The sequence below is a fragment of the Salinicola sp. genome, from assembly GCF_982684285.1.
Map to the genome: position 1 here is coordinate 1 of NZ_CEXLVS010000193.1, position 7,986 is coordinate 7,986.

Here is a 7,986-nt window from a genome sequence, read left to right on the forward strand (position 1 = left end):
CGCTGCCGGTAGCTTACCGGCCGGGTGCGGCGGTCGTCTCGTCGCCAAAACGGGTCGTTGCGGGGGGCGGATCATGACCGAAGAGACTCGAGTTGCCAACCGCGTCGGCTGATGGGGCACGCGATCCGCTGATGACTGCCCATCAGCCAGTCGATGACATCTAGGGGTTGCAAGGTCGTGCCGCCTGCCGGGGTCGCCGTCTCGACCAGGCGCCGGGCACCTTCGGTCGGCTGGCTGCCGACCCGAAGGGTAACGGCGGCGGATAGCGACGCGGGCGCGTACGCGGCGAATCGCTGGGGAACGGGCTGATCGCTGAAGACCAGCAGGAGACTCGGCTGCCCATCGGCGAGATAGCCGCTGGATTCCGCGATCAGTGCGGCCCATTCGCCACCGCTGGCGGCAATTGCCTGCTGGCTGCGCCGATTGCCACTGGCGATGGAGTAGACGCCGGCCATGGCGTTGTGAACCGACAGACCGAACCGGGCCGGGGAGAGCGGTTCGCCCTCATTGAGGCCGTAGAGCATTTCCAGCGTGCGTTCACCATCGCCGTGGCGCGAGGCGTGCAATACGATACGGTCGGCTTCGGGATCGAGCATCGCCAGCATGTCGCAGACGGCGCGCCCGAGCAGGTTGAGGCGACGTCGCAGCATCGCGGGAACGGCCTTGCCGGCAGGTTTGTCTTGCGTGTCGAGTCGAGACTCCCCGGCAGCCTCGCGGTGAGGTGTCCAGGCTCGCCAATCCTGTAGGTAAAGATCCGTCATGGCGTCGCTTCAACGATCCGTATTGCAACAATTTTACGCATCATAACGGAAAACGGCGCTCACGCGGTGCAAGCTTTATGGATTCTGGAGGGGCATCGACGATGTCCACCGTCCGGGGGCGTCAAAGCGCCGAACCGGAGTCCGGCGCACCCTAGGGAGGACGATCCTTCGGGCTCGACAAGACTACCGTCGCTCCCCGATGAAAGACTTGATGCAGGTTAAATCGTGATGTGTGCGGGAGGTAAAAAAACGCGCACCGGTAACCTGGCCGCTATCGGGAATGCCACTCCCTCTCCTGTCACCCGTTCCGAGGCGCGAGATGGCGGCAGCCGCGGGGCGGGGCGCCGATTCGGCGCCGAGACGACCGAGTCGACGTTCCAGCAGACGGCCTTCTTGGCACATCGCTTGACCTCCCGTCGACAGGAGGGGCTGTCACCTGTTGACGTTTGTTGCGCAAGCGTGCGTTTCCTTACCATGCCGTTTTCAAAAATAACAAAAAATGCCATAAGCGGCATCGTGCCATGATATTTGGCTAGGTAATCTTTCAGGCTAATTGCGTTCAATGCAAGTGTCGGGATCTTGGTTTTTACAGATCATCTTGGATGAGCGTGGTATTTTATTTTAAGTCGAGGTTGAAAAAACTTAAGGAAAACAAAATGACTCAGCCCACTGGTATAGAGAGTAGTTTGGCATCAAGAAACGTTTTTCTAGGTGCCGATAGAGTTGAGGAGTTTGGTCGCGCTTTAGAGGACGCTCTGGGAAAGACGGGCCAGAGTCGTGGCGATGAAAAAACTTCCAGTCCGACCAATCGTGGGGATGATAAAGACGAGCAAAAAATACCCATTGATGAGATCGGGGATATCCTGGGTGGAGGAGGAATGGGTTCCGATACCCCCGTCGTGGATGGCTTGATCTTTGATGACAAGGTCTCACTGGAGCGCGACACGCGGCGCAACGCTGATGACGAAGAGTCTGACAAGGCCGAAGACAAAAATGTCGTTCGGAACGCGCTGGAAGAGTTGCTGGAATCTGACCCTGAATTTGCAGAAGCCTTTGACGAAGCCATAGAGAATGGCGTTCGCGTCAACTTTCGTCTCAATGGCGACGACAGTCGCGCCTCGATTGTTAACGGCGATGTGCTTCAAATCGACATCCCCAGTGATGCAGACGTCAAATCTTCGTTGAAAGAGGTGTTCAACGAGGATTCGAACTGGGATGTGCAACCCCCCGGTGAGGGTCCCGGTTTTGATGAAGTCATGGCGGATGACGATATGTCAGGGGAAGAGTTCGTCGATGATATGGAGCGCCTCGGAATTTTCTCTTTTTCAGGAGAGCATGGCGATAAGATTCGTAAAGACGTAATCTACATGTACGATAATAGCGGTTTCATGAAAGAAACCATGCGTTCTACGCTGGAAGACACCAATGGAGAAAAGAAATTCAACTTCTCCACCATTGGCCAGGGTGGCGGTACCGTTAGCTCTCCATTCGACGACTATTCCACGACACTGAACGCCCATGATGCCTACGAAGGTGTTAGAACGGAGGATTATGAATCCAAAGATAATCTCGGCAACGTCTCCTTGATGGCGCACGAGATAATGCACTCCTTTCTCGGGATCGGCGACAAGCCCACCATCGGCATTGGCGGCGCCGTGGTCCAGCAGGAACTTCAAACCAAGCCAGGCGGCGGTCGAGTCACCTATGACGAGGAACACAAGGGGGCGCCCATTGATATCCACGAGGGGTTTGATGCCAAGAGTTATATCGATGAAGTCAGAGGGGGTGGCCTTGACGATCTTTCAATGGATGAGCTGCTGGATGAAGTTGATGGTGTCAGTGTTGGTCTCGCATTGATCAAGGATGATGATGAGTTCGATGACAAATTGAATAGCTTGGTCGAGACGATTCGCGAGGGGGTCGATGTTGAAGATCGAACCACACTTTACATGGAAGGTGATCTTGCAGAACGGTACAAGCAGCTGCTGGATTATAATCTCACCAATGGTGACTATGACAATTGGCAAGAGCTGCACAATGATACCAAAGAGCAACTTATGGACCGCCTTGGTAATTTTGGTGATGAGGCAGACGTATTTGCGGGTTATCTCAAGCGACACGATGGTGAAGAGCAACTGAAGGAGCTGTCTTACGATGCGTGGCGGTCAGATAATCACTTGGTGCCCAGAGATGACTTTATTCAGGGTGAAGAGGATTTCGATCATAATCTCAATGGTATCGTCAAGACTATCGTTGATGGTGTCGATGTGGATGACCGGAAGACCCTTTATATGGAGGGTGATCTTGCTGACCGCTATAAGGGCTTGCTTGAATACAACCTCGTCAATGGGGATTTCGATAGCTACGAGGATCTGAGTGAGTTCACTAAAAAGCAGCTCAAGGACCGCATCGGCAACTTCGATGATGAGGCCGATGTTTTCAACGGCTATCTGAAACGCCATGGTGGCAACGAGCAAATCGACGATTTGGCCAAGCAGGTTTGGAATGAGAGTGGCATTTGACAGCAATGGATAGCCGCTGCCAGCTCCCGACATGACACGAGCCCCGGCCACTCCCAATGGCCGGGATTTTCATGCCGAACCGGCCACCTTTCAAAAGTGCTGTTCGAATAGATGGTTGACGGGAGAGCGAGCCCGTATGGCTGGCTTTTTATCGCCCGGATTCTCAAAAGCCGCTCAAATTCATCTCGTCCTGGTCCCGCATCGACTACCGGCTACACGGATCGTCGAGCGGCACCTCGCGAGGCCGGAAGCGGCGGGAGATGGCGTCGATGGCGATGTTGAGCGCGGCGGTGACCAGCAGCAGGAAAAAGGCCTGATCGAACATCAGGTACTGAAAGCTGGAGTCGATGTAGAACCCCAGGGTCGCGACACCCAGCATGCCGAGCAGCGCGGTCTCTCGCATGATGACCTCCGCGCGGTAGCAGATCAGGGCCAGCAAATTGGGATAGAGGCGGGGCAGCAGTTCGTAGGCGTAGCGCCCGGACGCCGGGAGATTGGGCATGCCCAGCGTCAGACCGTCGGCGTGACGCGCGACCAGGAACGCGATCAGGGCACCGTTGTGCAGGGCGAGTGCCAGCCACGCCGGCAACATCGACGGCCCGAGCATCAGCAGGAAGATGAAGGCGAGCATCAGTTCCGGCGTCGAACGCACGACGACCAGCAGCATCCGTCCGCCGAAACCCAGCCAGGGGCGGCCGAAGTGACGGCTGGCCAGCGGCCATAGCAGTAGCGCCAGTAGCAGGCTGCCGACAGTGCCCATGAGCGCCAGCAGTAGCGTGTTGCCGATCGCCGGCAGCAGATCCGGCAGCCCGGCCAGCCAGGCGCCCAGGCCGGGGAGGTTTCCCTCCAGCAGCGGGGCCGGCCACAGGTCGTGGCTGACGAAGCGCCACAGCAGCTCGCCATCGACATCCGGCCACGGGCCGAGGAAGAACAAGGCGCCCACCAGCAGCGGTAACAGCAGGCGACGATGTCCCCACCACTGCAAGGTGGCGACCAGCGCGTAGAAGATCCAGAGCAGCGCACCGGCTTCGCCGAAGCGTCCCTCGCGAAAGGCGCTCTCCAGATAGAACCCGAGTGTCGGCAGGCCCACGAACCCGAGCAGCACGCTGGCGCGCATGGCGCACTCGAATCGATAGCGGGTGTAGCTGGCGAGGCGCTCCCAGACCAGCGGCAGTTCGGCATAGAGGAAGCGTGACAGCCGATCGACCCCGCTGGGCAGCGCGTCGTTCGGCGCCCTAGGCGTGAGCTCCAGAATCTCCGCGTAGACCTTGGCGAAGATGCCGGCATAAGGAATGGCCAGCGCGGCAAGGGCGGTGACCGCGGACAGGCCGAAAACCTGGAGAAACAGCAGTGCCCAGAACAGCTCGTGGATGGCGCGGACGAATGCACAGAGACCGCGCACCAGTCTCGAGCGATGAAACAGCAGCGCCAGCGGAAAGCCGAGTATCGCGCCGATGAACGTGCCCCACAGCGCGACACTGACGGTGAGGACGATGGCGCGCAACGGGCTCTCCAGCGCCATGAAATCGGGCCAGGCGAAACCCAGGGCCATCCGCCACAGCTCGCCCCACGGATCGACCGTGATGATGCGCAGGTCGGCGAAGGGAAGCAGCAGCAGGCAGAGCAGTATCAGCGCCAGCGAACGGCGCGCCAGCGTCAGGCCAGGGCTGCGTCCCCGCAGCAGACCGGGGGCGGCACTCATGTCGATGCGGCGACTCCGGCCTCGTGGTTCGATGGGCCGGCATCCGGATAGAGGGCGTCGAGGCTCGCCAGTGTCAGCTCGCGGGCGGGCGCGTCCAGCACCACCTGACCGCCACGCAGACCAATGACCCGATCGAAGTGGTCCAGCGCCAGCCGGTGCTGATGCAGCGCAATGATGCTGGAGGTGTGGCGCGCCTGGATGCGCGCCAGCAGCCGCAGCGCCTGATGGGGGTCGACGCTGGCCAGCGGTTCGTCGCCGAGGAAGACGCTGCGCTGCTGGTACAGGGCTCTGGCGATCGCCACGCGCTGGCGCTGGCCCCCGGAAAGCTGCTCCACCGGGCGGCGGAGCAGGCCTTCCAGGCCCAGTTCACGGACCAGGAGGCCGATCTCCTGCCAGGTTTCGTGCCGGGGCTTCAGGAGATTGATCAGGTTGGCCAGCGCCCCGTGCCGCTCCAGTCGTCCCATATAGACGTTGTGATAGACCGAGAGTAGCGGCACCAGGCCGTGCCCCTGCGGACACCAGGCGGCCTCGCTGTCCAGCCGGCGCCGAATCTCGGCGAGCAGCGTGGACTTGCCGGCACCGCTCTGGCCCAGCAGGGCCACGCGCTCGCCAGCTTCGAAGGTCAACGAAAGGCCGGGCAGCACGACTTGCGTCCCGTGACCCAGATCGACCCTGTCCAGCTCCAGTAGCGGCATCGGTGTCAGCGCAGCAGACCGATGGATTTGCCCACCGCTTCGATCGGGCCATAGTCGTCGTTGCTGGCCGGGATGAAGCCCGAGCGCGGAAAGCTTTCCAGCAAGGCAGGGTCGGTCATGTCGAGCAGCGCCTGCTGCACCTTGTGGGTGAATCCCTCGCCGTAACGTTCGTCGGCATCGCCGCGCAGGGTCCACTGGTAGTCCGGGTAGGTCGGCGATTCCCAGATGACTTCGACCTTGTCGGTATCGACGCGGCCATCCTCGACGGCGGCGTCCCACACGGTGAAGTTCACGGCGCCGATGTCGTAGGTGCCGGATTCGACCAGCGCAATGGTGCGGGTGTGGTCGCCGGAGAAGCCGACGCGGGAGAAGAGCTCGTCGGGGGCTTCATCGAAGCGCTGGCGGATGAAGTGCTCCGGCATCAACCGGCCCGAGGTCGACGTCTTGGCGCCGAAGGTGAACGAGTGCCCGGCGACCGACTCGGGAAGCTCGTCCTGGTTCGGCTCGATACCCGTCGCGGTGTTGGCGATGAAATAGCTGCGGAAGTCGGCGTCTTCCGCGCCCTGGGCGATGGCTTTCGAGCCCGGTACCAGCTGGCGGGCCTGTACGCCCGACAATCCACCGAACCACGCCAGTTGCACCTGGTCGTTGCGGAAGGCGGTGACCGCGGCGCCGTAGGAGGTGACGGGAACGTACTCGACATCGACCCCGAGCTTGTCCGACAGGTAGTCGGCAACCTTGGAGAAGCGCTCGACCAGGCGTGACTGATCCTCGTCCGGAATCGCGGTGAAGCGGAAGGTATCGGCGGCATTGGCGGCCGAGCAGACCATTGTCAGGATCAGGGCGAACATCAAGCGCATGAGCGGCGACCTCGGGTGAGAGAAAAGACGCCCATGATAACCGCATTGCGGCACCGGGATTAAACTGGCGTGGTCGTAGGAAATGACCGATACGTCGAGGTCGGAACAGCGGCCTGCCTCATGCCTCCTTCGGCGGGAACTTGGTCGGTCGCAGGCTCTCCTTGATGGTCCTGAGGTGCGGCAGGAAGGACTCGCCCCGGCGCAGCGTCACGCCCGTCGCCAGGACGTCGATCAGCGCCATGTGGATCATGCGCGAGCTCATCGGCATGTAGACTTCGGTGTCCTCCGGTAGATCGACCGGGAGGATGTCGGTGCAGACGTTGGCCAGCGGCGATCCATCGCGCGTGATGCCGATGACCAGCGCGCCGGCGTCGCAGGCCACCTGAGCCACTTCGACCAGGTCGCGGGTCCGGCCCGTGTAGGAGATGACGACGATGACGTCCCCGGTATGGGACGCCGCGGCGATCATCCGCTGCATCAGTACGTCGTTGTAGGCGCCGACCGGCAGGTTGAAGCGAAAGAACTTGTTCTGGGCGTCGAATGCCGCCGGTGCCGATGCGCCCAGCGCGAAGAAGTGGATCTGCCGCGCCTGGGAAAGATGGTCGACGACGCGTTCGATGCGCCTGGGGTCGATGCCGCGACGGATCTCGTCCAGCGCCGCGATGGTCGCGCCGATGATCTTGTCGGTATAGGCGGCGGCGGCGTCGTCACTCTCGACGCTGCGGCTGACGTAAGGGGTTCCGCCCGCCAGGCTCTGGGCCAACTGGATCTTGAAGTCCGGGTAGCCCTTGGTCTCGAAATTGCGACAGAAGCGGTTGACCGTGGGTTCGCTCACCGTGGCAGCCTGTGCCAGAGTGGCTATGCTCATGCCAATCGCCGCATTGGGGTCCTGGAGGATGACGTCGGCGACCTTGCGTTCCGAGCGATTCAGGTCGTCGACCCGCGAACGAATGCGGGCGATGAGATCGTGCATTGCCATGATTGCGGGGCATCTCCTAGCGGCGGAATGATGATTGATTCGTCACACAGGCCCTGCATCCTAGCCTCTGGCGACACCAGCGCCAAGCTGCGACAGTCGAGGCCGCATGCGCCCGCTGGCGGCGAGGCACGATACAATGGTTTCGGTAGAGGTAATTTAGTTACGAAGTTGCATGTCAAAAGCCATTCGCATGGCGTATTTTATTCGTAAATTAACGACTCTGGTGGAGGGAGGCAATGACTCGAGAGGCAACGCCCAACGTGGATTTGGCTCTGTTCGGTGCGCTCGGCGACCTGGCACTGCGCAAGCTTTATCCGGCGCTCTATCACCTGGATCGCGATGGTCTTCTGGGGGCCGACACCCGGATTCTGGGGCTGGCACGACGTGAGCACGACGCCGACAGTTTCCGCAGCACGGTGCTGGGGATGCTCAAGAAGCGGGTCAAGGCCAAGGAGCTCGAGCAGACC

6 protein-coding genes and 1 pseudogene are annotated in these 7,986 nt (G+C 60.7%); 2 read left to right on the top strand and 5 right to left on the bottom strand.

Annotated elements, in window-relative coordinates; translation table 11 throughout:
* Positions 1-71: 71 nt before the first annotated feature.
* A complete protein-coding gene (locus AC3AYF_RS15355) occupies positions 72-761 on the bottom strand; it encodes a beta-ketoacyl synthase chain length factor (protein ID WP_295037323.1) in 690 nt (229 codons plus the stop codon).
* Between the two features lie 656 nt (positions 762-1,417).
* Between AC3AYF_RS15355 and AC3AYF_RS15360 the strand changes: the two genes are divergently transcribed.
* Positions 1,418-3,283, top strand: coding sequence for a hypothetical protein (locus AC3AYF_RS15360; protein WP_295037321.1), 1,866 nt, complete (start codon positions 1,418-1,420; stop codon positions 3,281-3,283).
* A 205-nt stretch (positions 3,284-3,488) separates the two neighbouring features.
* Here the strand turns inward: AC3AYF_RS15360 and AC3AYF_RS15365 are convergent, their stop codons facing one another.
* The 4 genes from AC3AYF_RS15365 to hexR form a co-directional block, all read right to left on the bottom strand.
* A complete protein-coding gene (locus AC3AYF_RS15365; protein ID WP_295037320.1) occupies positions 3,489-4,985 on the bottom strand; it encodes a PhnE/PtxC family ABC transporter permease in 1,497 nt (498 codons plus the stop codon).
* Positions 4,982-5,680: an ATP-binding cassette domain-containing protein gene (locus AC3AYF_RS15370; protein ID WP_295037319.1), complete on the bottom strand. Its 699-nt coding sequence runs from the start codon at positions 5,678-5,680 to the stop codon at positions 4,982-4,984. The genes AC3AYF_RS15365 and AC3AYF_RS15370 overlap by 4 nt, the downstream gene beginning before the upstream one ends.
* A 5-nt stretch (positions 5,681-5,685) precedes the next feature.
* On the bottom strand, positions 5,686-6,540 hold the full coding sequence (locus tag AC3AYF_RS15375) for a putative selenate ABC transporter substrate-binding protein (protein ID WP_295037318.1): 855 nt from the start codon (positions 6,538-6,540) through the stop codon (positions 5,686-5,688).
* 118 nt (positions 6,541-6,658) lie between these two features.
* A complete protein-coding gene (hexR, locus tag AC3AYF_RS15380; protein ID WP_295037316.1) occupies positions 6,659-7,519 on the bottom strand; it encodes a transcriptional regulator HexR in 861 nt (286 codons plus the stop codon).
* A gap of 236 nt (positions 7,520-7,755) precedes the next feature.
* On the opposite strand from hexR, the pseudogene AC3AYF_RS15385 reads away from it, so the two are divergent.
* Positions 7,756-7,986 (top strand): annotated as a pseudogene (locus AC3AYF_RS15385) (glucose-6-phosphate dehydrogenase); the annotation flags it as partial.

Bases quoted from the DNA above. Each gene is read 5' to 3' on its own strand.
- AC3AYF_RS15355 (WP_295037323.1), bottom strand. From the start codon at position 761: ATGACGGATCTTTACCTACAGGATTGGCGAGCCTGGACACCTCACCGC.
- AC3AYF_RS15360 (WP_295037321.1), top strand. From the start codon at position 1,418: ATGACTCAGCCCACTGGTATAGAGAGTAGTTTGGCATCAAGAAACGTT.
- AC3AYF_RS15365 (WP_295037320.1), bottom strand. From the start codon at position 4,985: ATGAGTGCCGCCCCCGGTCTGCTGCGGGGACGCAGCCCTGGCCTGACG.
- AC3AYF_RS15370 (WP_295037319.1), bottom strand. From the start codon at position 5,680: ATGCCGCTACTGGAGCTGGACAGGGTCGATCTGGGTCACGGGACGCAA.
- AC3AYF_RS15375 (WP_295037318.1), bottom strand. From the start codon at position 6,540: ATGCGCTTGATGTTCGCCCTGATCCTGACAATGGTCTGCTCGGCCGCC.
- hexR (WP_295037316.1), bottom strand. From the start codon at position 7,519: ATGGCAATGCACGATCTCATCGCCCGCATTCGTTCGCGGGTCGACGAC.